The organism is Stenotrophomonas sp. AS012628, assembly GCF_010608305.1.
GTDB classification, from domain to species: Bacteria; Pseudomonadota; Gammaproteobacteria; order Xanthomonadales; family Xanthomonadaceae; genus Stenotrophomonas; species Stenotrophomonas geniculata.
The window spans coordinates 59,478-81,902 of the sequence record NZ_VMBJ01000011.1; the positions used below are offsets into that span (position 1 = coordinate 59,478).

Genomic DNA, 22,425 nt, shown 5'->3' on the forward strand with positions numbered 1-22,425 from the left:
AGCGGCCCTGGTGTGCCCACTATGGCACAGCCACGATCTGTGCATGTTCCACGTGGAACCGGGCGATGTGGGTCAGTTCCTGCAGCGCCGCCGGGGTTTCGGTGGCGGTGATGAAGATCTGTGCCGGGCCATTGAGCAGGCGCTCCAATACCCGCGCCTGGTGGGTGCGATCCAGTTCCGAAGCCAGATCATCCAGCGCGATCACCGGCCATTCGCCGCGCTGTTCCGCATAGTCCTCGGCCTGTGCCAGCAGGCACGCCAATGCCGTCAGCTTGGCCTGGCCGCGGGACAGTGCATCACGCCCCGGAATGCTGTGGAAATCCACACTCCAGTCCGCCCGGTGCGGGCCGACCGAGGTATACCCGGCCTGCCGGTCACGTTCCCGGGCCAGAAGCAAGGCATCGGCCAAGGGGAGCTCATGCCGCCGCCATCCAGGACTCAGGTCCAGTCCGTGGATGCCCAGTTGCGGCGCCAGGCTGGCGGCCAAAGCCACAGTGCGCTGCTGCAGACGCTCCAGGTAGTGCTGGCGGCGGCTGGTCAGCGGTTCTCCGGCCTCGGCCAGCTCGTGATCCCAGGTATCGAGCATCCGCGACGGCCCGCCCTGCTTGAGCAGGGCGTTGCGCTGCTTCAGCGCCCGGGAGTAGCGGCGCCACAAGGACAGAAAATCCGGTTCCACGTGGAACAAGCCCCAATCGAGGAAGCGGCGGCGGGGTTCGCCACCACCACTGACCAGTGCATGGCTCCCGGGCTCGAACGTCACCACGGCCAGTGCTGCGCAGAGATTACCCAGCTGCGCGACATCTTCGCCGTCCAATCGCCCCTTCCAATCCTGGCCACTGTGGCGCAGCCCGGCTTTTCGGCGGTGCGGCGGGTGATTGGCACGCTGTTCGTCCCATTCCACGAAGATTTCCAGCGCTTCCTGGCCCTGACGCACCAGACCGTCGCGCACTCGACCACGGAAGCTGCGCCCATAGGCCATCAGGTGCAGGGCTTCGAGCACGCTGGTCTTGCCGGCACCGTTGTCGCCGGTCAGCAGGTTCAATCCCGGCTGGGGCGACAGGTCCACCGCACTGAAGCGACGCAGTTGATGCAAGGCGAGGCGGCGGATCTGCATGGGGCGCGAAAGACCATCCGCACGAGGCGGTAGAGGGGCAGGGAATCCATCAGCTTACTGCATCGGTCAAGCCGGGCGCGGGGGCAGGCCGGTCGAGCCGAAGGTGCAGCTTCTGCACCCATCGATGGACGCGTTCCACGTGGAATGCGGGTGACGCGCCCGTTCCGGGCAGGAACGGCCCGAAATTTCTTCAAATCTGCGCGGGGTTCCAGAGTCAAGGCCCTCAGATTTCGCCGATTTCATGAGCACTGCAGGGCCATCGCGGGACACCTCGCGGGTGGTTCCGACGGATGACCCCGCCGATTCCTTCAAATCTGCGATCCGATGCCTTGGAGGGTTCCACAGATTTCAAGAAATCCAGGACGCTAGTTCCACACTGTCCACAGGAGGCATGTATGACTTATACACAAGGTATGGGCAATCTGTGGATAAAAAAGTCCTTTTGCTAAGCGCTGAAAACTATCCACAGGTTCCCCCCCAGCCCGAGGGCCCTCTATACAGGGGGTTTCAGGCTCATAAATCCCTTTAAAAACAAACAGATAATGTATTTCTCCACGAAATCTGGCTCTACCATCACCACCATGCTTTAGATTTATACCCAGATTTAGAAGCTAGGATTGCCCAAGTGTGCCCCCGAGCCGGCCAGTGGACAGTGCCGCTTGCAGAAGCGAAGGACCTCCTCCCGGGGAAGATGATCTGCTGCTTCCACCATTGAAGATCAGGACAACGAAGTGGGACATGCGAAGCGCTCGCTGCCAGAACCCAGATCGCATGGAGCCCGACGAGCACTGCAAGACGAATTCCCAACGTCCTGGATTCCGAGTTGCTTCGAGCAAGCGAGATCGAGTTGGTGTGGGGCCGAGCAGGGCACCTCCAGGATTTCTACGATCCGTTTCGACAATGCTCCACGTGGAACATAAAAAAACGCCCGGGAGGTCCCGGGCGCTTCTGGGTTCCACGTGAAACAGCGTTTCCGTCAGAGACGCAGCGGCATCACCACGTGGCGCGACTTCTCGCTGCTGGATTCACGCACCAGCGCCGAGGAGTTGGAGTCGCGCAGCTGGATGATCACTTCCTCGTCGCGCAGGGCGGAGAGGGCATCCAACAGGTAGTTCACGTTGAAGCCGATGGCCAGATCGCTGACCGTGGTGTCGGCCTCGATCTCTTCCTGGGCTTCTTCCTGTTCCGGGTTGTGCGCGCTGATCTTCAGGTTGCCCGGCGAGACTTCCACGCGAATGCCGCGGTACTTCTCGTTGGACAGGATCGCGGCGCGCTGCAGCGAGGCACGCAGTGCTTCACGATCCACCTTCACTTCGCGGTCGGCACCGATCGGGATCACCGCTTCGTAGTCCGGGAAACGGCCATCGATCAGCTTCGACGTGAAGGTGACATCGTCGCGCTTGACGCGGACGTGGCTGCGGCCGACTTCCAGCTCGATCTCGCGATCGCCGCTTTCCAGCAGGCGCTGCAGCTCGGTCACGCCCTTGCGCGGCACGATGATCTGGCGCTTCGAACCGCTGGGCTTGGCCAGGTCGGTTTCGCAAAGGGCCAGACGGTGGCCGTCGGTGGCAACGGTGCGCAGTGCATCGCCACGCAGGTCGAACAGCAGACCGTTGAGGTAGTAGCGCACGTCCTGCTGGGCCATCGCGAACGCGGTGCGCTCGATCAGCTCCTTCAGGGTCGCTTCGCCGATGGCCACGCGCTCGGTGGCTTCCACTTCGTCCACCGACGGGAAGTCATTGGACGGCAGGGTGGCCAGGGTGAAGCGGCTGCGACCGGCCTGCACGGTGATCTTGTCACCGGTCTGCGAGACGGTAATCCGGCTGCCGTCGGGCAGGGCGCGGATGATCTCGAACAGCTTGCGGGCGGGAATGGTGGTTTCGCCGTCCTGGGCGTCTTCAACCGCGATCCGCGACACCATCTCCACTTCCAGGTCGGTACCGGTCAGCGACAGCTGGCCGTTCTGCACCTGGACCAGGAAATTGGCCAGAACCGGAAGGGTCTGGCGGCGTTCGACCACGTTGACGACCTGTGCCAACGGCTTGAGAAAGGCTTCGCGCTGCAGTGTGAAACGCATGTGGTTCCGTGCCCCTATGCTTTAAAAAAATGTGGAATAAATCAAAAGCTTGGTGGTGCTGGTAGAGACAGAATCGCTGGAAAACAACGCTAAGTCTTTGTAAATAAAAGAATTTCAGACCTCGAAACCCTCTGTATTACCGACCCCCAGGGGGTGGGGAAAGCTGTGGATAAATTCGGAGCGATTTCAAACGCCATTTTTATCCACAACGTGTCCCGCGCTTGCTACCGGATTCTGCACCGTTTTGTGCGATGACGCCTCATCGGCATCCGTGCATCATTCGCTCAGCTTCCGGATCAGCTTGTCCCAGTCCTCGCGGAGCTTGCCGTCGGTTTCCATCAGGGTCCGGATCTGGCGGCAGGCATGCAGCACCGTGGTGTGATCGCGACCGGCAAAGGCGTCGCCGATCTCGGGCAAGCTGTGCTCGGTCAGTTCCTTGGTCAGGGCCATGGCGACCTGGCGCGGACGTGCCAGCGAACGGGTCCGACGCTTCGACAGCAGATCCTTGATCTGCAGCCCGTAGTAGTCGGCCACGGTTTTCTGGATGTTGGGAATGCTGATCGCCTGCTGCTGGGCGCGCAGCAGGTCGCGCAGGGTTTCCTGGGCGAATTCGGTGGTGATCGCGCGGCCGGTGAAATTGGCGCGGGCGGTCAGGGTATTCAGCGCACCCTCGAGGTCGCGCACGTTGGAGCGCATCTTCTTGGCGATCAGGAACGCAACATCATCGGGAATCTCGGCACCGCGTTCGCGTGCCTTGGCCAGCACGATCGCGGCGCGGGTCTCGAAGTCCGGCGGTTCGATCGCGACCGACAGGCCCCAGGCAAGCCGCGACTTCAGGCGCGCTTCCAGGCCCTCGACTTCGCGCGGATAGCGGTCACAGGTCAGGATGATCTGCTGCTTGCCATCGAACAACGCGTTGAAGGTGTGGAAGAACTCTTCCTGGGTGCGGTCCTTGCCGGCGAAGAACTGGATGTCATCGATCAGCAGCGCGTCGACCTGCTGGAACTGGCGCTTGAACTGATCCATGGTCTTTTCCTGCAGGGCCCGGATCATCGCGCTGAAGAACTGTTCAGAACGCAGGTACAGCACCTTCGCGCCCGGATTGGCCTGGCGCATGGCGTTGCCGGCAGCGAACATCAGGTGCGTCTTGCCCAGGCCGGTGCCTCCGTACAGCAGCAGCGGATTGTGCGCGCGGTCGCCCGGCTTCTGCGCTGCCTGGAAGGCGGCGGCCAGGCCCAGCTGGTTGCTGCGGCCTTCCACGAAGTTGGCGAACGTGTAGTGATTGTCCAGGTTGCCGGCGAAGGGCACCTGCGGTTCGCTGGACACATGCGCCGATGACGCGGAAACCGGCGCGTTCTGCGCCTCCACAGGGCGCGGGCGCGAGCCGATTTCAAGAAAAACGTCGCTGAAGCCGGCGAAATGCGCCAGCAGTTCGCGGATCCGGGCCAGATACAGCTCGCGGACCTGGTCGACGATGAAGGCATTCGGTGCATACAGCACCAGGCTGTCCACGCGCAGATCGGCCTGCAGCGGCTTCAACCAGGTATGAACGTCTTCCGGCGGGAACTCCGCTTCGAGGCGCTCGAGACTACGGGACCAAGCATCCATCAGCAATAATCGTCCGGTGGCCGGGGCATGGACGCGACAAGGCGCCCAAACACAGGCCGGAAAGGGGGGAAATGGATGGCTCAGACTACCACCGAGCGCCCGCCTTCGGAATGCTTGTCCCCTACTTATTCACAAAAACATCCACAGCTATTGCACAGCCCAGTGAATTCGCGTAGCTGCCAGGGGTTGACTTGGGGCGGGGTACCTCTCTAGAATTTCCGGTTCTTTCCGTCCCATTCATACGAGAGGCCCCCAATGGCCACGAAGCGCACCTACCAGCCCAGCAACCTCAAGCGTAAGCGCGACCACGGCTTCCGTGCCCGTATGAAGACCGCTGACGGCCGCAAGATCCTGTCGCGTCGCCGCGCCAAGGGCCGCAAAGTCCTGAGCGCCTGATTGCCATGCCGCACATCGCGGCAGACGCAATCCCTTCGACAGTGAATACTGCAGACCCGCGCAAGCGATTCCCTCGCTCTGCGCGGGTTCGCACGCGTGCCGAATACTCAACGGTCTTCAACGGCGCCCGCCGTGTGTCCGATCCGCTGATGACCCTGCACTGGCTGCCGGCTGACCGGCCGGCCAGGCTGGGTCTGGCGGTTTCCCGCAAGGTTGATCCGAACGCCGTTGGGCGTAACCGGATCAAGCGCGTCCTGCGCGACATCCTGCGTCAGACACGTACCGACATCCAGCCAGGCGACTTTGTCGTCGTGGCTCGTAGTGCTGCGCGTTCCGCCAGCAACGACGAGATCCGCCAGGCCTTCCTGCGCCTGCTGCGTCGCCTGCGTGCATTGCCCACGCCGGGCGTGGACGGCACAATGCCGCCGCCTGATGGCATCGCAACTCCTTCTTTGACCGAGCCGGCATCGCGTCCCGGCCCCGCCGAGCCTGTCCGCTGATGAACCAGACCCGCGTATTCCTCATTTTTGCCTGGCTGATGGTGGCCGTGCTGCTGTGGATGGAGTGGAGCCGTGAAAAGGCTGCTCCGACCCCGGCACCGACGACCACGTCGGCCCCGGCCGCTGCACAGAGCGTTCCGGGCGCAACCCCGGGCGCCATCCCCAGCGCCCAGGTTCCGGGTGCGCCCGGCCAGGCCGCCGTGCAGGCGCAGGCCAGCGCCACCCCGGCCAGCCAGCGCGTGACCGTCACCACCGACGTCCTGCGCCTGGTGCTCGATGGCGGCCGCGTGCTCGACGCCGAGCTGCTGCAGTTCCCGCAGACCAAGGACGAAGGCAGCCCGCCGGTCCGCCTGCTGACCGAAGACCCCGCGCATCCGTACAGCGCGATCAGTGGCTGGGCCAGCGAAGACAAGAACACCCCGGTCCCCGGCGCTGACGGCTTCAAGCTGGTGGGTGACACCAAGGACTTCGTGCTGGCCAAGGGCCAGAACGAGCTGCAGATCCCGTTTGTGTGGACCGCCGACAACGGCGTGACCATCAAGCGCACCCTGACCGTCTCGCGCAACGAGTACGCCGTGCGCTTCAAGGACGAAGTCAGCAACACTGGTGCCGCTCCCTGGAACGGCTACGTCTACCGCACCCTGGACCGCACCCCGACCATCCTGTCGCGGAGCATGACCAACCCGGATTCCTTCAGCTTCAACGGTGCCACCTGGTACGACAACGACAAGAAGTACCAGCGTCGTGCGTTCAAGGACTACCTGGAAGACGGCACGCTGAACCAGAACATCACCGGTGGCTGGCTGGCGATGCTGCAGCACCACTTCTTCACTGCCTGGATCCCGCAGAAGGACCAGACCGCACACTACGTGCTGTCGCAGGTGGCCGGTCGTGACCTGATCGAGGCGCGTGGCCCGGCCTTCACCGTGGCCCCGGGCCAGTCCACCAGCACCGAAGCCCGCCTGTGGGTCGGCCCGAAGCTGGTCAACCTGATCGCCAAGGAAGACGTGCCGGGCCTGGACCGCGTGGTCGACTACAGCCGCTTCTCGATGATGGCGGTGATCGGCCAGGGCCTGTTCTGGGTGTTGAACCAGGTGCACAAGCTGGTTGGCAACTGGGGCTGGGCGATCGTCGGCCTGGTGGTGCTGCTGAAGCTGGTGCTGTACCCGCTGTCGGCGACCCAGTACAAGAGCGGTGCGAAGATGCGTCGCTTCCAGCCGCGCATCGCGCAGCTGAAGGAACGCTATGGCGACGACCGCCAGAAGTTCCAGACCGCGATGATGGAGCTGTACAAGAAGGAAAAGATCAATCCGATGGGCGGCTGCCTGCCGATCCTCATCCAGATGCCGATCTTCTTCGCCCTGTACTGGGTGCTGGTGGAATCGGTCGAACTGCGCCAGGCGCCCTGGTTCGGCTGGATCCAGGACCTGACCGCACGCGACCCGTACTTCATCCTGCCGGTGATCAACGTGGCGGTGATGTGGTTCACCCAGAAGCTGACCCCGGCACCGGGCATGGACCCGATGCAGCAGAAGATGATGCAGTTCATGCCGCTGGTGTTCGGCGTCATGATGGCCTTCATGCCGTCCGGCCTGGTCCTGTACTGGGTAGTCAACGGCGGCCTGGGCCTGCTGCAGCAGTGGTGGATGACCAAGCGCCATGGCGGCGAGCCGGTCCCGGCCACCACCGCTCCGGCCCCGGTCAAAAAGAAGTAATCGGTAGAGCCGGCCGCTGGCCGGCTGACCCCAGCAGAAGCCCGCCGCAAGGCGGGCTTTTCGCATCCGGCGTTAGAATCGCCGGCACACCGATCCCGCATCCATCGAGTCCGCCATGCCGCGTGCGTCGTCGTTCCGCCTGTTCCTGCCCTCGCTGTTGTTGACCCTGGTCGTTGCCGGTTGTGGTGACAAGGATGCGAAGGCGCCGGCGACCACCGTCACCCAGCCCAGCGCGCAGGCCGCGGCCGCCGCCGATCCGGCCGCGGCGCCGTTGCTGGCCGCGCTGCAGAAGCAGCTCGATGGCTATCGCCGGATCGTCGTGCTGCTGGCCGATGAGGAACAGCAGTCGGCGGCCGATCGCAGCACCTCCACCCGCATCGGCCAGCAGCTGTTCCACGACGGCCTGGAACAGCGCAGCGCCATTGCCGCGCAGTTCGACACGCTGCTGCGTGGTAGCAGCCCGCAGCGCTTCGCCACCCTCGGCACTGTGCTGGACTACATCGAGTCGGCGCCGGAGCTGTTCGACGCCGACCGCTTGGCCTTCCGAGAAGTGCTGCGCGATCTGCATGAGCGCGTCGGCGCCGATTCGTCGCTGCCGGCAGTGAAGCTGCACCAGCGCATCGGCGAAGACCTGGAGGCGCTGGACGAGATCGAGCGCAACTACAACCAGGAACTGACCCGCATCTTCAGCCGCTTCGAGCGCACCCGTGCCATCGAACTGAAGCGCGAGAAGTGGGACGACTACATCGCGCACCTGCACAAGCACTACAGCCGCGAAGCGATCCTGCGCGACTACGGCGTGATCGAGCCGTACCCGATGTCGATGAAGGACAGCGAACGCGAGATCTTCGGCCGCGACCTGCCGCCGAAGACGGTGGTGCTGACCTTCGACGATGGCCCGCACAAGGCCTATACCGATGAAGTGGTGGCCATCCTCAAGCGCTACGACGTACCGGCCGTGTTCTTCGAGGTCGGCCGCAACCTCGGCAAGGTCGAGACCGACGGCAAGGTCAGCCTCGGGCCGATGGCGAAGATCAGCCGCAACCTGATGGAAGAGGGCTACGCCGTCGGCAACCACAGCCTGACCCATGCGCAGCTGTCGCGTACCACCGGCGATGCGCTGCGCCAGCAGGTGCTGGACACCGACACGCTGCTGAAGGATGTCGACAGCAAGCGCGCGCCGCTGTTCCGCTTCCCCTATGGCGCGCGTAATGCCGAAGGCCTGCAGCTGCTCAACGAAGCCGGGTTGAAGTCGATCATGTGGAACATCGATTCGATGGACTGGGCCGACCCAGTGCCGGAATCGATCGTGCAGCGCGTGCTCGACCAGGTGAACAAGGAACAGCGCGGCATCATCCTGTTCCATGACATCCACGACCGTGCGGTGAAGGCGTTGCCGCAGATCCTCGACCGGCTGATCGCTGATGGCTACCAGTTCGCCGGGTGGAATGGCCGCGACTTCACCGTCGCCCGCGCGCGCAAGGGTGACACCAGCCCCGCCACCGTCACCACCGGCTACGAGAAGTCGTGGGCGATCGTGGTCGGCATCGACAACTACGCCAAGTGGCCAAAGCTGGAATACGCCAGCCACGATGCGCAGGCGGTGGCCGATACCCTGACCGGGCAGTTCGGCTTCCCGTCTTCGCAGGTGATCGTACTGAAGAACGAGCAGGCCTCGCGCAACAACATCCTGGCCGCCTTCCACGACCGCCTGGCCGATGACCGCACCGGAAAGAACGACCGCGTGTTCGTGTTCTTTGCCGGCCACGGCGCCACCCGCCAGCTCGCCTCCGGGCGTGACCTGGGCTACATCATTCCGGTCGATTCGGACCCGAAGGAGTTCGCCACCGACGCCATCGCAATGACCGACATCCAGAACATTGCCGAGAGCATGCAGGCCAAGCACGTGATGTTCGTGATGGATGCCTGCTACAGCGGCCTGGGCCTGACCCGTGGTGGCCCTTCTTCGTCGTCGTTCCTGCGCGAGAACGCTCGTCGCAGCGCACGGCAGATGCTGACCGCCGGCGGCGCCGACCAGCAGGTGGCCGATGCCGGCCCGAACGGCCACTCGGTGTTCACCTGGGTGCTGTTGCAGGCGCTGGCTGGCAAGGGCGATCTCAACGGCGATGGCCTGATCACCGGTACCGAACTGGCCGCCTACGTGGCGCCGGCCGTCTCAGCCGTTTCGCACCAGACCCCGGCCTTCGGCAGCCTGCCGGGTTCGCAGGGTGGTGAGTTCGTGTTCCAGGTGCCCGACAGCCAGGAATTCCTCAACGCCGATACGCGCCAGCTGACCGCCGATGCAATCGCACTGAACAACAAGGTTGAAGCCGCCAGCGAAGCCAAGGGCAGCCAGGCGCCGGTGACGGTGGCCGACCTGCAGGGCGGCAAGGCCAAGCTGGTGGTGCCCACCGCCGGCCCGGCCTCCGACCGCCAGCGCGCGCAGCAGGCCAATGACCGCGGCCTGCAGCTGTACCGCGAGAAGCAGTACGACGAAGCGGTAGCCCAGTTCACCGAGGCACTGAAGCTGCGTCCGGACTTCGCCCAGGCCGCCAACAACCTCGGCTTCGTCTACTACCGCCAGCAGCGCTATGCCGAAGCGGCGCGCTGGCTGGAGAACACACTGAAGATCGACCCCTCGCGCGCCGTGGCCTATCTCAACCTGGGCGATGCCTACTTCAACGCAGGCGACAAGGCGAAGGCGAAGCAGGCCTACACCACCTACCTGGCGCTGCAGCCGCAGGGCAGTGGTGCCGCGCAGGCACGGGCGCAGCTGGAGAAACTCTGAGCCATGAATGATGCAATCCGCGCCGATACCATCGTGGCCATCGCCAGTGCCCCCGGCGCGGGCGGTGTCGGCCTGCTGCGCCTGTCCGGTCCGCGCGCAGCGGCCATCGCCAACGCGTTGGGTGCGCCTGCACTGCGCCCGCGCCATGCGCACTACGCACGCCTGCGCGACGCCGATGGCGAGGTCATCGACGATGGCATCGTGCTGTGGTTCCCGGCACCGAACAGCTTCACCGGCGAAGAGGTGGTGGAACTGCAGGGCCACGGCAGTCCGGTCCTGCTGCAGCAACTGGTCGCGCGCTGCATCGCGCTCGGTGCGCGCCAGGCGCGGCCGGGCGAGTTCAGCGAACGCGCGTTCCTCAACGGCAAGCTCGACCTGGCCCAGGCCGAAGCCATCGCCGACCTGATCGCGGCCGGCGACAACCGCGCGGCGCGCGCGGCACGTCGCTCGCTGGACGGCGTGTTCTCGCGCCGCATCGACGCCGTGGTCGAGCAGCTGGTGCTGCTGCGCATCCATGTGGAAGCGGCCATCGACTTCGCCGACGAACCGCTGGATACCCTCGGCGGCGCGCAGGTGCGGCGTGGCCTGGAACAGGCGCGCAGCGACCTGGCCCTGCTGCGCCGCGACGCCGAACGTGGCCGCCGCCTGCGCGATGGCCTGCATGCCGTGCTGATCGGTCCGCCGAATGCCGGCAAGAGCTCACTGCTGAACGCACTGGCCGGCAGCGAACGCGCCATCGTTACCGACATCGCCGGCACCACCCGCGACACCCTGCGCGAGACCATCCGCCTGGATGGCCTGGAACTGACCCTGGTCGACACCGCCGGCCTGCGCGACGGCGGTGACGCCATCGAACGCGAAGGCATGCGCCGCGCCCATGTGGAGATCGAGCGCACCGACCTGGCCCTGATCGTGCTGGATGCGCGCGATCCGGCGGCGGGTGAAGCCGCGCTGGGCGAGGCCGTGGCAGCGGTGCCGCACAAGGTCTACATCCACAACAAATCGGATCTGCTCGATGTGCTGCCGGCGCTGGACGATCCGGACCGCGTGTTCGTCTCCGCTGCGACCGGTGCCGGCCTGGAGGATCTGCACGCGCGCCTGCGTTCGATCGCATCGGCCGGGGCAGGGGAGCAGGTGGATGGCGAGTTCTCGGCGCGCACGCGGCATGTGGATGCAATCGAGCGTGCGCAGGAACACGCGCAGCGCGCCGATGGCGAGCTGGCGCATGAGCACCTGGAACTGGCTGCTGAGGAACTACGGCTGGCGCATGACGCGCTGGGCGAGATCACCGGGCAGATGAGTGCCGATGACCTGCTTGGAAGGATCTTCTCCAGTTTCTGCATCGGGAAGTAACTGTAGAGCCGAGCCCATGCTCGGCTGCTTTAGGTCTCAGCAACTCGGGGTCAGATCCGCGAAGGGCCTCTGACCCCGTGAAATGACGTGATCAGCTCCAATACTCCGGAGTCTTGTCCGGTACGTCTTGAGTACCGGCGCCGACCGAGCTAGCGTGCAGGAAATTCAGGCAAAGGAATTGCGGATGCATCCGGACCATGTTTCCTACGTTCACTTCACAAGCCCGGCGCAGCTCACTCGTGCGTTGAACTCACTGGCGGGCATCATCGAAGGGATCTCCATTGACAGAGAGATCAACGCCGATGAGCGTCGCTTCTTGGCGCACTGGATCCAGGATCATTTGCATCAGCGCCAGCAGCATCCGTTCACTGAGCTGATGCCTGTGCTCGAGCGCTCACTTGGCGAAGGTCGCATGGATGAAGATGCGGCGGAGGATCTGCGATGGTTGATCGACCGGATGTGCTCAAGTGATCGGGTCAATGCCACCACAGCAGATCTCCAGCGACTTCATGCCGTACTGGGCGGAATAATCGCTGATGGCCAGATTTCAGAGGCCGAGCTGCGTGGTCTTTCGGACTGGATGGATGAGCATTCCCATCTACAGGGATGCTGGCCGTACGACGAAATCGGACACCTCGTAGCCAAGGTACTGGCTGATGGTGTGGTGGATGCGCAGGAACAAGATCTGCTTCGCCAGTTCTTCAGCGAGTTCGTCGTCCTCGGCGATGACCGCACCTTGACCGATCCGTCGTTGCAGATCGCCGGTAGTCTGGTCGGGCTTTGTGCGGTGGCTCCCGAGATCCATTTCGAGGAGAGGGGATTCTGCTTTACGGGTGCATCGTCCCGAGGGTCGCGTGCCGATATCCAGGCGCTGGTAACGGCGCGAGGAGGGCGGGTGCACAGTGCACCTTCGAAAAAGGTTGACTACCTGGTGATTGGCGCTGAGGGAAACCCTTGCTGGAGCTACGCCTGCTACGGCCGCAAGGTGGAACGCGCAGTGGAACTGCGCAAGGAAGGACTGCGGATCATGATCGTTCACGAACGCGATTTCCATGACGCCTTGGTCGATTGAAGACGCGGGATCGGAGCCCCTTCGGGGATCCGATCCCAGGTCCCCCACCTGTCACATTGCCGCCGCATACTGACGCCCATCACATACCGCTTGGGGAAGTCGCAGTGAAGTCGTGGGGTTGTGCGTTGCTGTTGTCGCTGGCCGTGGCACCATCGGTGGCCATGAGTGCTGAATCCTCCACCCCGGCCGCGCCCAAGGTGTCGGTCTACGGCCATCGCGGCGCAAGCGCGCTGTTGCCGGAGCACACCCTGGCGGCCTACGCCCAGGCGATCGCCGATGGCGCCGACTACATCGAACCGGACCTGGTGATGACCAAGGACGGGGTGATGGTGGCCCGCCACGAGAACGAGATCGGTGGCACCACCGACGTCGCCTCGCATCCGGAGTTCGCCAGCCGCCGCACCAGCAAGGTCATCGACGGGCAGAAGGTCGACGGCTGGTTCACCGAAGACTTCACCCTGGCCGAGCTGAAGACCCTGTACGCGCGCGAGCGCCTGCCGGAGCTGCGCAGCACCGCCTACGACGGCCAGTTCCGCATCGCCAGCCTGGACGAGATCCTGGCCTTCCTGGTCCAGCAGGCCGGCCGCGCCAACCGCGGCATCGGACTGGTGCCGGAGATCAAGCACCCGACCTACTTCCAGTCGATCGGCCTGCCGATGGAAGACAAGCTGCTGGCCGCGCTGCGCGGCAACGCCTATACCAACGTCGGCCCGGTCACCATCCAGTCGTTCGAGACCGCCAACCTGCGTTACCTGCGCGGCAAGATCCCGCGTGGCAGCAACATCCGCCTGCTGCAGCTGCTGTGGAAGGGCGACACCCAGCCGGCCGACATCGCCAAGGCCGGTGGCACGCTGACCTACGCGCAGATGATAACGCCGGCCGGATTGAAGGATATCGCCAGCTACGCCGACAGCATCGGCCCGGAGCTGCGCTCGATCATTCCGCTGGATGACAAGGGCGCACTGGGCACGCCGACCACGCTGGTGCGCGATGCGCATGCGGTGGGCCTGATGGTGATTCCGTACACCTTCCGCCCGGAGAACCGCTTCCAGGCCAGCAACCTGCGCAAGGGGGCCGACAACGCGCGCAATGCAGAGGGATCGATCGCCGAAATGCGTGCCTACCTGGCCACCGGCATCGATGCCTTCTTCACCGACGACCCGGCACTGGGCAGGCAGGCGGTGGATGGCACGGGCGCGGCAGGGAACTGAGCGATCAACGCCGCCGGGCATGGGCCGGCGCTACCCGGGGTGCCGGTGTGCTCCGGTAGGTGCCAACCTTGGTTGGCACACAACAACCGCGCCGACCAAGGTCGGCCACTACTGGGTCATGAGGTTGCCGGCCAGCGGCCGGCACTACCGTCACCTAGCTGCGCGGCTCGTCCGGCCGGCGGAACGGGATCACCACGTAGTCCTGGCCTTCGCGCGGCTGCCACAGCACCGGCACGCGCTGCGGTGACGGCGGCTCCAGCTCGTCGTCGGGCAGCGGTTCGATGTCTTCTTCCTCGTCTTCCCAGCTGTAGCGCGGGCGCGGCGGCAGCGGGTCGGCATTGCGGAACAGCAGCGCGGCGATGATGCCGGCGAAGGCGCCGCCCATGTGCGACTGCCAGGACACGCCGTCGGCGTGCGGCAGGATGGTCATCAGCATGCCGCCGTAGAACAGCATGCCGATCAGGCCGGTGGCAATCGCCGCGCGATCGCGGCGCAGCAGGCCCAGGCTGGCCAGCAGGAACATCAGGCCATGGGTCACGCCACTGGCGCCCAGGTGCACGCTGCCCGGATTGCCAAGCATCCACGCGCCGATGCCCGAGCCCAGCCACAGCAGGGGCAGCGCGCGAACGGTGGCTTTCGGGTAGACGCTGCCGGCCAGCGTGCCGAGGATCAGGATCGCAATGCTGTTGGCGACGATGTGCTCGACCGAGGCATGCAGCATCGGGCCGCCGATCAGGCCAAGCAGGCCCTTGGCTTCCAGCGGCGCGACCGCCCACGGTCGCCAGTCGAACGTGCCCTGCAGCGCGAACACGGCCACCAGCACCAGCACGGCGGCCAGGCTGGCATTGAACGCCCGCAGGATGCGCGAGCGGTCATTGCGGGGGGCCGGCACGTCGCCAGCGGGCAGGGGCGCGTTGTTGTCCATACCTCAGCAATGGCGGTGGTTGGCGTGAAACCAAGGCCACCGCAGCGGGAGAGTGGAAACGGCCGGCGGGACAATCCCACCGGCCGCGTCATCCAGCGGCTCAGGCTCAGGCCTGGCCTTCGCCTTCCTTCGGCGGGTACTTCAGGCTCAGCACCACGGTGGCGGCGATGATCACCGCGACCACGCCCAGCGACACCGGGGTCGGGATCTTGAACAGGTCGATGATCATCATCTTGATGCCGATGAAGCCCAGCACCAGCGCCAGGCCATACGGCAGCAGGTGGAAGCGGTCGGCCATGCCGGCCAGCAGGAAGAACATCGCACGCAGGCCCAGCACCGCGAACACGTTGGAGGTGAGCACGATGAACGGGTCGGTGGTGATCGCGAAGATCGCCGGGATGCTGTCCACCGCGAAGATCACGTCGGTGACCGCGATCAGGATCAGCACCGCGAACAGCGGGGTGAACCAGCGCACGCCATCACGCTTCACGCTCAGCGCGTTGCCCGCGTAGTCCGGCAGCAGGCGCAGGTGCTTACGCATCCAGCGCAGGGCCGGGTTGGTCTCCAGGTCCGGCTCCTGGCCGGCGGCGAACCACATCTTCCAGCCGGTGAACAGCAGGAAGGCACCGAACACGTAGAGCAGCCAATGGAACTGGCTGATCAGCACGCTGCCGGCGAAGATCATGATCGTACGCAGCACGATCGCGCCCAGGATGCCGATGATCAGCACCTTCTGGCGCTGTTCCTCCGGCACCGCGAAGTAGCTCATGATCATCAGGAAGACAAAGATGTTGTCGACCGCCAGCGCCTTTTCGACCAGGTAGCCGGTCAGGAACTCGAGGCCGACCTTGTTGGCCACTACCTGGCCGGCAGTCTCATTCAGGTAGTACCAGAGGCCCGCATTGAACAGCAGGGCCAGCGCAACCCAGCCGATGGACCACCACAGGGCCTCCTTGAAGGTGACCTTGTGCGGTCCACCATGGCGCATCAACACGAGGTCGACCAGCAGGGCGATGACCACCACCGCTGCGAAGCCGCCCCACAACCACACGTTACCGATCGTCTGCATTGGGAATGTCCGTTGGAAAGATGAATGCCAGGCCGGACGGCGAGGATCTGCAACGGAGGATCGGGAGGGGGATCCAGGGACAGAGCTTCGCCAGTACGGCGAAGGTCTCGCTCGCAGTTCCAGTCGGCTGGAACTGCCGTTGCACCGGAGCCTGCGGGCTCGAAATGACGGCGACAACGTCTGGGAGCTACTCCCCTTCTGACGCCGATTCTGCGGCCTGGCCGGGCCGCCGTCAAATGCCCCTGCACTGGGGTCGAGTCCCCAACCGGGCTCCGCACCCCCGCTCTGGTAGATGCCAACCTTGGTTGGCATACCGGCCGGGGGCAGAGCCCCTACGGGAATCTGACCCCGGCGCCCGGTTTACAATAGGTGGATGAATACCCCCCTTCCGATTGTCCGCCTCAAGAATGCGTGGCGTTCCAGCCACCCGTGGATCTTCCAGAAACTGGTCGAGAAGCCGACCGTCCGGCCCAAGCCCGGTTCCATCGTCGACGTGGTCGGCATCGATGGTGAGTTCATTGGCCGCGGGTTCTACAACGGGCACTCGCGCATCGCCGTGCGCATCCTCGAAACCGATCAGAACGTGCCGGTCGATGCCGGCTGGTTCTCGCGCAAGATCGCCCAGGCGGTGTCGCTGCGCCGTGAGGTGCTCAAGCTCGATGCGGTCTCCGATGCCTGGCGCGTGGTGCACAGCGAAGGCGACGGCCTGTCCGGCCTGGTGGTCGATCGCTATGGCGATCTGGTGGTGGTCGAGTTCTTCGCCGCCGGCATGTTCCGCCATCGCGAGTGGATCTACGACGCCCTGCGCGAGCAGTTCCCGGGTTGCCGCTTCCACAGCTTCGCCGACGAGCACGTGCAGAAGCAGGAAAGTTTCGACTTCCACGGCAACACCACCACCGAAGCGTCGGTGATCACCGAGTACGGCATCAAGTTCCGCGCCGATCCGGCCGGTGCGCACAAGACCGGTTTCTTTGCCGACCAGCGCGAGAACCGCGAATGGCTGAGCCAGCAGGTGGAAGGCAAGAGCGTGCTGGACCTGTGCTGCAACACCGGCGGTTTCGCCGTGTATGCGGCGGCGCGTGGCGCTTCGGAAGTGGTCGGCATCGACATCGATGAAGACGTCATCCAGATCGCCAAGGGCAATTCGCGCCTGAACAACGTGCGCCCGAAGTTCGTCCAGTCCGACATCTTCCCGTGGCTGCGCGATGCCGCCAACCGCGGCGAGCAGTACGACGTGGTGATCCTGGACCCGGCGAAGATGACCCGCGACCGCGACCAGGTCATCACCGCGCTGAAGAAGTACCTAGACATGAACAAGCTGGCGCTGGGCGTGGTGAAGCCGGGCGGCCTGTTCGCCACGTTCTCGTGCACCGGCCTGGTGGCCGAGGACCAGTTCCTCGACATGCTGCGCCGCGCGGCCTACTTCTCTGGCCGCACGATCCAGATCCTGAAGGTCGCTGGTGCGGGTCCGGACCATCCGTTCATGGCCCACGTGCAGGAATCGCGTTACCTGAAGGCTGTGTTCTGCCGCGTGGTGGATTGACCGCGGGACGCTGTAGAGCCGAGCCCATGCTCGGCTGATCTGCCTGACAGCCTCAAGATCCGCCGGGCGTGGCCCGGCGCTACCCAATGCGCGGCCGCAGCGCTATGGTCGGGCTCTTCCCATTGCCGGTGAGAGCCCATGCCATCGTTGCGCCACCTGTCCGTCGTGCTTGCCCTGGCGCTCTGCGCGCCGCTGTCGGCTCATGCCATCGAGTTCAGCGCACAGGAACTGGCCCGCGCCAAGGCCCTGCAGCAGCGCCTGGTCACCCTCGACAGCCATCTGGATACGCCGGCCAATTTCGGCCGCAGCGGCTTCGACATCGAGCAGCGCCACGACCGCAACGCGCTCTCGCAGGTGGACTACCCGCGCATGGTCGAAGGCGCGCTGGACGGCGGTTTCTGGGCGATCTACACCGACCAGGGCGACCGCACCGCCGCCGCCCATCTGGCCGAGCGTGACCACGGCCTGCAGCGGCTGCTGGAGATCCGCGAAATGCTGGCCGCCAATCCCGAGCGTTTCGCGCTGGCATTGACCGCCGATGACGCGGCGCGGATCAAGGCTGCCGGCAAGCGCGTGGTCTACATCAGCATGGAAAATGCCAGCCCGCTGGTTGCCGATTCCAGCCTGCTCTCGTTCTACCACCGCGCCGGCCTGCGCCTGCTCAGCACCGTGCATTTCGCCAACAACGAGTTCGCCGATTCGGCCACCGACCCCAAGGGCGCGGAATGGAAAGGACTTAGCCCGGCCGGCAAGGAGCTGGTGCGGCAGGCGGTGAAGCTGGGCATCGTGATCGACCAGTCACATGCGTCGGACGCGGTGTTCGATGACCTGCTGGCAATGATGCCGGTACCGTTCGTGCTGTCGCACAGCTCGGCCAAGGCGGTCTACGACCACCCGCGCAATCTCGACGACGCGCGCCTGCGCAAGCTGGCCAAGGCCGGCGGCGTGATCCAGGTGAATGCCTATGGCGGTTACCTGATCGACACCGCAAAGACGCCCGAGCGCAAGCAGGCCGAGGAAGCGCTGAGCAAACAGCTGGGTGGCTGGGAAGGCATGGGCATCGAACAGGGCGTTGCCCTGCTGAAGGCCGAGCAGGCGCTGGACCACGAGCATCCAGTGCGCCATGCCAGCCTGGACGATTTCTTCGCCCACTTCGAGCACATCCTCAAGGTGGTCGGCCCCGAGCACGTGGGCATTGGCCTGGACTGGGATGGCGGCGGTGGCCTGAGTGACCTGCCCGATGTCAGCCAGCTGCCGAAGATCACCGCGTGGCTGCTGCGCAAGGGCTATACCGAGAAGCAGATTGCCGGCATCTGGGGCGGCAACCTGCTGCGGGTGATGCGCCAGGCGCAGGAGTACGCCGCTGCTCCGTAGAGTCGAGTGGTGCTCGACTCTACAGAGGGGCGCCGGGCCATGCCCGGCGGCGCCCTTATTTCGCGATCAACGCATGGCGACGGCTGTACAGGAAGTACAGCACCAGGCCGGCCACGTTCCACAGCAGGAAGTACAGCTGGGTGGTATGCGGCAGGCTGATGAACAGGTAGATGCAGCCCAGCGCGGCCAGCGGGCCGACCACGAAGGCCAGCGGCGTACGGAACGTGCGTTCGCGGTTGGGCTCGCGCAGGCGCAGCACCACCAGGCAGATGCCTACCGCAGTGAACGCGGCCAGGGTACCGGCGTTGGCCAGTGCGGCGATCTCGTCCAGGCGGGCGACACCGGCCAGCGCCGACACCACCACCGCAGTGAACAGCGTGGTCGCCACCGGCGTGCCGGTACGTGCGTTCACCTTGGACAGGCGACGCGGCAGCAGGCCATCGCGGCTCATCACGAAGAAGATGCGGCTCTGGCCGTACAGGAAGGCCAACAGCACGGTCGGCAGGGCGATGATCGCAATCACGCCGATCACCATCGCCGCGGTCGGATGGCCCAGCTGGCGCATGATCAGGGCCAGCGGCTCGGCGCTGTGGCCGAACACCGCGTAGCTCATCGCACCCACGGCGGCCAGCGCCACCAGCACGTAGACGATGGTGCAGCCGATCATCGAACCGATGATGCCGATCGACAGGTCGCGGCCCGGGTTCTTGGTTTCCTCGGCGGCGGTGGAGATCGCATCGAAGCCGTAGAAGGCGAAGAAGATGATGGCCGCTGCCGCCATCACGCCGTGCTCGACGCCATCAGGGCCCATCGACTTGGCGAAACCGTAGGGCATGAACGGCTGCAGGTTGGCGCTGTCGAACGCAGGCAGGGCCACGGCCACGAAGATGGCCAGCGCGATCAGCTTGAACACCACCAGGATGGCGTTGAGCGTCGCGCTCTCCTTGGTGCCGGCCATCAGCATGCCGGCCACCAGCCAGGTGATGATGATCGCCGGCAGATTGATCATGCCGCCTTCCACATGCGGGCCGGCCGCCAGCCAGGCCGGCAGGTGCACGTTCCAGCCGAACTGGGTATGGACCCATTCGAGGAAGCCGACGAAGTAGCCGGACCAGCCCACCGCCACCGTACTCACCACCAGCGAGTACTCCAGGATCAGGCTCCAGCCCACCACCCAGGCGAACACTTCGCCCAGCGCGCTGTAGCTGTAGGTGTAGGCACTGCCGGCGGCCGGCATCATCGTCGACAGCTCGGCGTAGGACAGCGCCGCACAGGCGCAGACCGCACCGGCGATGGCGAAGGAGATCAGCACGGCCGGGCCGGCCAGGTTGGCACCCACGCCGATCAGCGTATAGATGCCGGTACCGACGATGGCGCCGATGCCCAACGCGATCAGGTGCGGCCAGCTGAGCGTGGGGATCAGGCGCCTGCCGGCTTCGTGGACGGTGACGGAATCTAGGGACTTGCGCCGGAACAGGGACATGCAGGCCTCGGAAGGGGTGACTAAGAACGACAAGTTCCCGAGTGTGACCGAACGCAGCGCAGCATTACCACTGACGGGGGTCATGCAGGGCGGGGCGCGCGCTGCGCCCCGGCCAGGCTGCCGGAATCGGCACAATCCGGCGGCAGCCACCGGTGTGCATTGGTCCCGGCCGCTGCTACGACTGGATGTTGGCCATGCCGCTGACCGAATAGCGCTCACCGGCCGCGGCATGCGGCGGGAAGGCCGCATCCAGTGCGTCCAGCGTGGCCGCATCCAGTTCCACCTGCAGCGCACCGAGGTTCTCGTCCAGCCGTACCCGCCGCGTCGTGCCCGGAATCGGCACGATGTGCTCGCCGCGCGACAGCACCCAGGCCAGCGCCAGCTGCGAGGCGGCGATGCCGCGCTCGGCGGCCAGCGTCTGTACGGTGTCCACCAGTGCAAGGTTGCGCTGGAAGTTTTCGCCTTCGAAGCGGGGCGAGGTGCGCCGGTAATCGTCGGCGTCGAAGTCGTCCGGGCTGCGGATGGCGCCGGTCAGGAAGCCACGGCCCAGCGGCGAATACGGCACGAAGCCGATGCCCAGTTCCGCCGTGGTGGCCAGCACTCCGTTCTGCTCCGGATCGCGCGACCACAGCGAGTACTCGCTCTGCACCGCCGTGATCGGGTGGACCGCATGGGCACGGCGGAGGGTGGCCGCCGAGGCCTCGGACAGGCCCAGCCAGCGCACCTTGCCCTGTTCCACCAGGCGTGCCATCGCACCTACGGTGTCCTCGATCGGCACGGTCGGGTCGACGCGGTGCTGATAGTACAGGTCGATGTGGTCCACGCCCAGGCGGCGCAGGCTGGCCTCGCAGGCGGCCTGCACATAGTCCGGGTGGCCGTTGACCGGCCGCCCCTTCGGGTCGGTCGGGTCCAGGCCGATACCGAACTTGCTGGCCAGGAACACCTGGTTGCGGCGGCCGGCAATCGCGCGGCCGACCAGCACCTCGTTGGTGTGCGGGCCATACACATCGGCGGTGTCGAGCAGGGTCACGCCCCGGTCCAGCGCGTGCCGGATGACGGCAATGCCGTCATCGTCACTGCCGCGGCCGCCCTAGTAGGCGCTCATGCCCATGCAGCCCAGGCCGAGGGTGGACACGGTGGGGCCGGCGCGGCCGAGAGTACGGGTCTTCATGCGGATCTCCTTGGGGAAGGCGCCACGCCTGGATGGGCAGTGACGAGGGGCACAGCATCCCTCCACGTCATCATGTGGATAAACTGCGTGCCACCGGACTTACCTTGAAGACTGGCTTCACAATGGATGCCTCCGTCCCCCTCACCGCTGTGGTCGCCTTCGTCCACGTGGCCGAGCACGCCAGCTTTACCCGCGCCGCCGATGCCCTGGGCGTGTCGACCTCGGCGCTGTCACAGAGCGTGCGCGCGCTGGAAGCGCGGATGGGCGTGCGCCTGCTGCAGCGGACCACACGGCGGGTCAGCCTGACCGAACACGGCGCGCGCTTCCTGCAGCGCGTGCGCGGCGGCCTGGACCAGATCGACCAGGCCTTTGCCGAACTGGACAGCGCGCGCTCGGTGCCTGCCGGGCGGCTGCGTGTGACCCTGCCGCGCATCGTCGCCGATCGCATGGTCCTGCCGCGGCTGCCCGATTTCCTTGCGCGCTACCCGCAGGTGCAGGTGGAACTGTGCGTCGACCCGGCGCTGACCGATCTGGTGGCCGAGGGCTTCGACGCCGGCATCCGCCTCGGCGAATCACTCGCACAGGGCATGATCGCGGTGCCGGTCGGGCCACCTGAGCGCCAGGTGGTGGTGGCCACGCCGGCCTATTTCGAACGCCATGGCGTGCCGCAGACCCCGCATGACCTGCAGGGCCACGCCTGCATCGTGCACCGCCTGGCCAATGGCCGGCTGATGCCCTGGGAGTTCAGCCGCGAAGGCCACGACCTGGACGTGGAAGTGAGCGGGCGGCTGGTGTTCAACGATGCCGGCGTCGCCCATCACGCTGTGCTGGCGGGGCTGGGCATGGCCCAAGGCTTCGCTTCGCTGATGGCCGACGACATCGCCGCTGGGCGACTGCAGAGCGTGCTGCAGGACTGGCAGCCGCCGTTCCCCGGCTTCCACCTGTACTACCCCGCGCGTGAGCAGATGGCGCCCAAGCTGCGGGTGTTCATCGACCACCTGCGCGCGGAGATGCACCACCGGTAGA

The 22,425-nt window shown here is 65.5% G+C and carries 16 protein-coding genes and 1 pseudogene; 10 read left to right on the forward strand and 7 right to left on the reverse strand.

Annotated features, from left to right (window positions below; all coding sequences use genetic code 11):
* Nucleotides 1-19: 19 nt before the first annotated feature.
* From recF to dnaA, 3 genes are all read right to left on the reverse strand, one after another.
* Complete coding sequence (gene recF / locus G5A07_RS07495) at nt 20-1,114, reverse strand: DNA replication/repair protein RecF (RefSeq protein WP_043397711.1); 1,095 nt, start codon at nt 1,112-1,114, stop codon at nt 20-22.
* Nucleotides 1,115-2,090: 976 nt separating this feature from the next.
* Entirely contained in the window at nt 2,091-3,191 is a 1,101-nt protein-coding gene (dnaN, locus tag G5A07_RS07500; protein WP_005411731.1) for a DNA polymerase III subunit beta, read from the reverse strand.
* Between the two features lie 276 nt (nt 3,192-3,467).
* Nucleotides 3,468-4,799: a chromosomal replication initiator protein DnaA gene (gene dnaA, locus G5A07_RS07505; protein ID WP_049453872.1), complete on the reverse strand. Its 1,332-nt coding sequence runs from the start codon at nt 4,797-4,799 to the stop codon at nt 3,468-3,470.
* 255 nt (nt 4,800-5,054) lie between these two features.
* Here dnaA and rpmH point away from each other — a divergent pair, with 255 nt between their 5' ends.
* The 7 genes from rpmH (at nt 5,055) to G5A07_RS07540 (ending at nt 13,834) form a co-directional block, all read left to right on the forward strand.
* On the forward strand, nt 5,055-5,195 hold the full coding sequence (rpmH, locus tag G5A07_RS07510) for a 50S ribosomal protein L34 (protein WP_005411729.1): 141 nt from the start codon (nt 5,055-5,057) through the stop codon (nt 5,193-5,195).
* Between the two features lie 5 nt (nt 5,196-5,200).
* Complete coding sequence (rnpA, locus tag G5A07_RS07515) at nt 5,201-5,695, forward strand: ribonuclease P protein component (RefSeq protein WP_021203275.1); 495 nt, start codon at nt 5,201-5,203, stop codon at nt 5,693-5,695.
* Nucleotides 5,695-7,410 carry a membrane protein insertase YidC gene (yidC, locus tag G5A07_RS07520; protein ID WP_043397705.1) on the forward strand — a complete coding sequence of 572 codons (1,716 nt, stop codon included), beginning with the start codon at nt 5,695-5,697 and terminating at the stop codon, nt 7,408-7,410. The genes rnpA and yidC overlap by 1 nt, the downstream gene beginning before the upstream one ends.
* Before the next feature lie 115 nt (nt 7,411-7,525).
* Nucleotides 7,526-10,198 carry a polysaccharide deacetylase family protein gene (locus tag G5A07_RS07525; protein WP_191863106.1) on the forward strand — a complete coding sequence of 891 codons (2,673 nt, stop codon included), beginning with the start codon at nt 7,526-7,528 and terminating at the stop codon, nt 10,196-10,198.
* Between the two features lie 3 nt (nt 10,199-10,201).
* Nucleotides 10,202-11,551 carry a tRNA uridine-5-carboxymethylaminomethyl(34) synthesis GTPase MnmE gene (mnmE, locus tag G5A07_RS07530; protein WP_010487439.1) on the forward strand — a complete coding sequence of 450 codons (1,350 nt, stop codon included), beginning with the start codon at nt 10,202-10,204 and terminating at the stop codon, nt 11,549-11,551.
* A gap of 154 nt (nt 11,552-11,705) precedes the next feature.
* The gene (locus G5A07_RS07535; RefSeq protein ID WP_227199920.1) at nt 11,706-12,623 is read left to right on the forward strand and encodes a BRCT domain-containing protein; all 918 of its coding nucleotides are present in this window, start codon (nt 11,706-11,708) and stop codon (nt 12,621-12,623) included.
* Nucleotides 12,624-12,727: 104 nt separating this feature from the next.
* A complete protein-coding gene (locus G5A07_RS07540; protein ID WP_019336828.1) occupies nt 12,728-13,834 on the forward strand; it encodes a glycerophosphodiester phosphodiesterase in 1,107 nt (368 codons plus the stop codon).
* A gap of 154 nt (nt 13,835-13,988) precedes the next feature.
* Here G5A07_RS07540 and G5A07_RS07545 read toward each other — a convergent pair whose 3' ends face one another.
* Together G5A07_RS07545 and G5A07_RS07550 are read right to left on the reverse strand one after the other, a co-directional pair.
* Nucleotides 13,989-14,759, reverse strand: coding sequence for a rhomboid family intramembrane serine protease (locus tag G5A07_RS07545; protein ID WP_019336827.1), 771 nt, complete (start codon nt 14,757-14,759; stop codon nt 13,989-13,991).
* A 106-nt stretch (nt 14,760-14,865) separates the two neighbouring features.
* Nucleotides 14,866-15,828: a TerC family protein gene (locus tag G5A07_RS07550; protein ID WP_010487446.1), complete on the reverse strand. Its 963-nt coding sequence runs from the start codon at nt 15,826-15,828 to the stop codon at nt 14,866-14,868.
* A 373-nt stretch (nt 15,829-16,201) separates the two neighbouring features.
* Here G5A07_RS07550 and G5A07_RS07555 point away from each other — a divergent pair, with 373 nt between their 5' ends.
* Nucleotides 16,202-17,371, forward strand: coding sequence for a class I SAM-dependent rRNA methyltransferase (locus G5A07_RS07555; RefSeq protein WP_010487449.1), 1,170 nt, complete (start codon nt 16,202-16,204; stop codon nt 17,369-17,371).
* A 138-nt stretch (nt 17,372-17,509) separates the two neighbouring features.
* Nucleotides 17,510-18,745: a dipeptidase gene (locus G5A07_RS07560; protein WP_019336826.1), complete on the forward strand. Its 1,236-nt coding sequence runs from the start codon at nt 17,510-17,512 to the stop codon at nt 18,743-18,745.
* A 55-nt stretch (nt 18,746-18,800) separates the two neighbouring features.
* Here the strand turns inward: G5A07_RS07560 and G5A07_RS07565 are convergent, their stop codons facing one another.
* Together G5A07_RS07565 and G5A07_RS07570 are read right to left on the reverse strand one after the other, a co-directional pair.
* Nucleotides 18,801-20,228 carry an amino acid permease gene (locus tag G5A07_RS07565; protein ID WP_010487453.1) on the reverse strand — a complete coding sequence of 476 codons (1,428 nt, stop codon included), beginning with the start codon at nt 20,226-20,228 and terminating at the stop codon, nt 18,801-18,803.
* 175 nt (nt 20,229-20,403) lie between these two features.
* Nucleotides 20,404-21,399 (reverse strand): annotated as a pseudogene (locus G5A07_RS07570) (aldo/keto reductase).
* Between the two features lie 122 nt (nt 21,400-21,521).
* Between G5A07_RS07570 and G5A07_RS07575 the strand changes: the two are divergent.
* A complete protein-coding gene (locus G5A07_RS07575; RefSeq protein WP_029380155.1) occupies nt 21,522-22,424 on the forward strand; it encodes a LysR family transcriptional regulator in 903 nt (300 codons plus the stop codon).
* Nucleotide 22,425: the final 1 nt, after the last annotated feature.

Coding starts and splice junctions, on each gene's coding strand:
- G5A07_RS07575 (WP_029380155.1), top strand. CDS start 21,522: ATGGATGCCTCCGTCCCCCTCACCGCTGTGGTCGCCTTCGTCCACGTG.
- G5A07_RS07545 (WP_019336827.1), bottom strand. CDS start 14,759: ATGGACAACAACGCGCCCCTGCCCGCTGGCGACGTGCCGGCCCCCCGC.
- yidC (WP_043397705.1), top strand. CDS start 5,695: ATGAACCAGACCCGCGTATTCCTCATTTTTGCCTGGCTGATGGTGGCC.
- G5A07_RS07550 (WP_010487446.1), bottom strand. CDS start 15,828: ATGCAGACGATCGGTAACGTGTGGTTGTGGGGCGGCTTCGCAGCGGTG.
- G5A07_RS07560 (WP_019336826.1), top strand. CDS start 17,510: ATGCCATCGTTGCGCCACCTGTCCGTCGTGCTTGCCCTGGCGCTCTGC.
- G5A07_RS07525 (WP_191863106.1), top strand. CDS start 7,526: ATGCCGCGTGCGTCGTCGTTCCGCCTGTTCCTGCCCTCGCTGTTGTTG.
- rpmH (WP_005411729.1), top strand. CDS start 5,055: ATGGCCACGAAGCGCACCTACCAGCCCAGCAACCTCAAGCGTAAGCGC.
- G5A07_RS07555 (WP_010487449.1), top strand. CDS start 16,202: ATGAATACCCCCCTTCCGATTGTCCGCCTCAAGAATGCGTGGCGTTCC.
- dnaN (WP_005411731.1), bottom strand. CDS start 3,191: ATGCGTTTCACACTGCAGCGCGAAGCCTTTCTCAAGCCGTTGGCACAG.
- dnaA (WP_049453872.1), bottom strand. CDS start 4,799: ATGGATGCTTGGTCCCGTAGTCTCGAGCGCCTCGAAGCGGAGTTCCCG.
- recF (WP_043397711.1), bottom strand. CDS start 1,114: ATGCAGATCCGCCGCCTCGCCTTGCATCAACTGCGTCGCTTCAGTGCG.
- G5A07_RS07565 (WP_010487453.1), bottom strand. CDS start 20,228: ATGTCCCTGTTCCGGCGCAAGTCCCTAGATTCCGTCACCGTCCACGAA.
- mnmE (WP_010487439.1), top strand. CDS start 10,202: ATGAATGATGCAATCCGCGCCGATACCATCGTGGCCATCGCCAGTGCC.
- rnpA (WP_021203275.1), top strand. CDS start 5,201: ATGCCGCACATCGCGGCAGACGCAATCCCTTCGACAGTGAATACTGCA.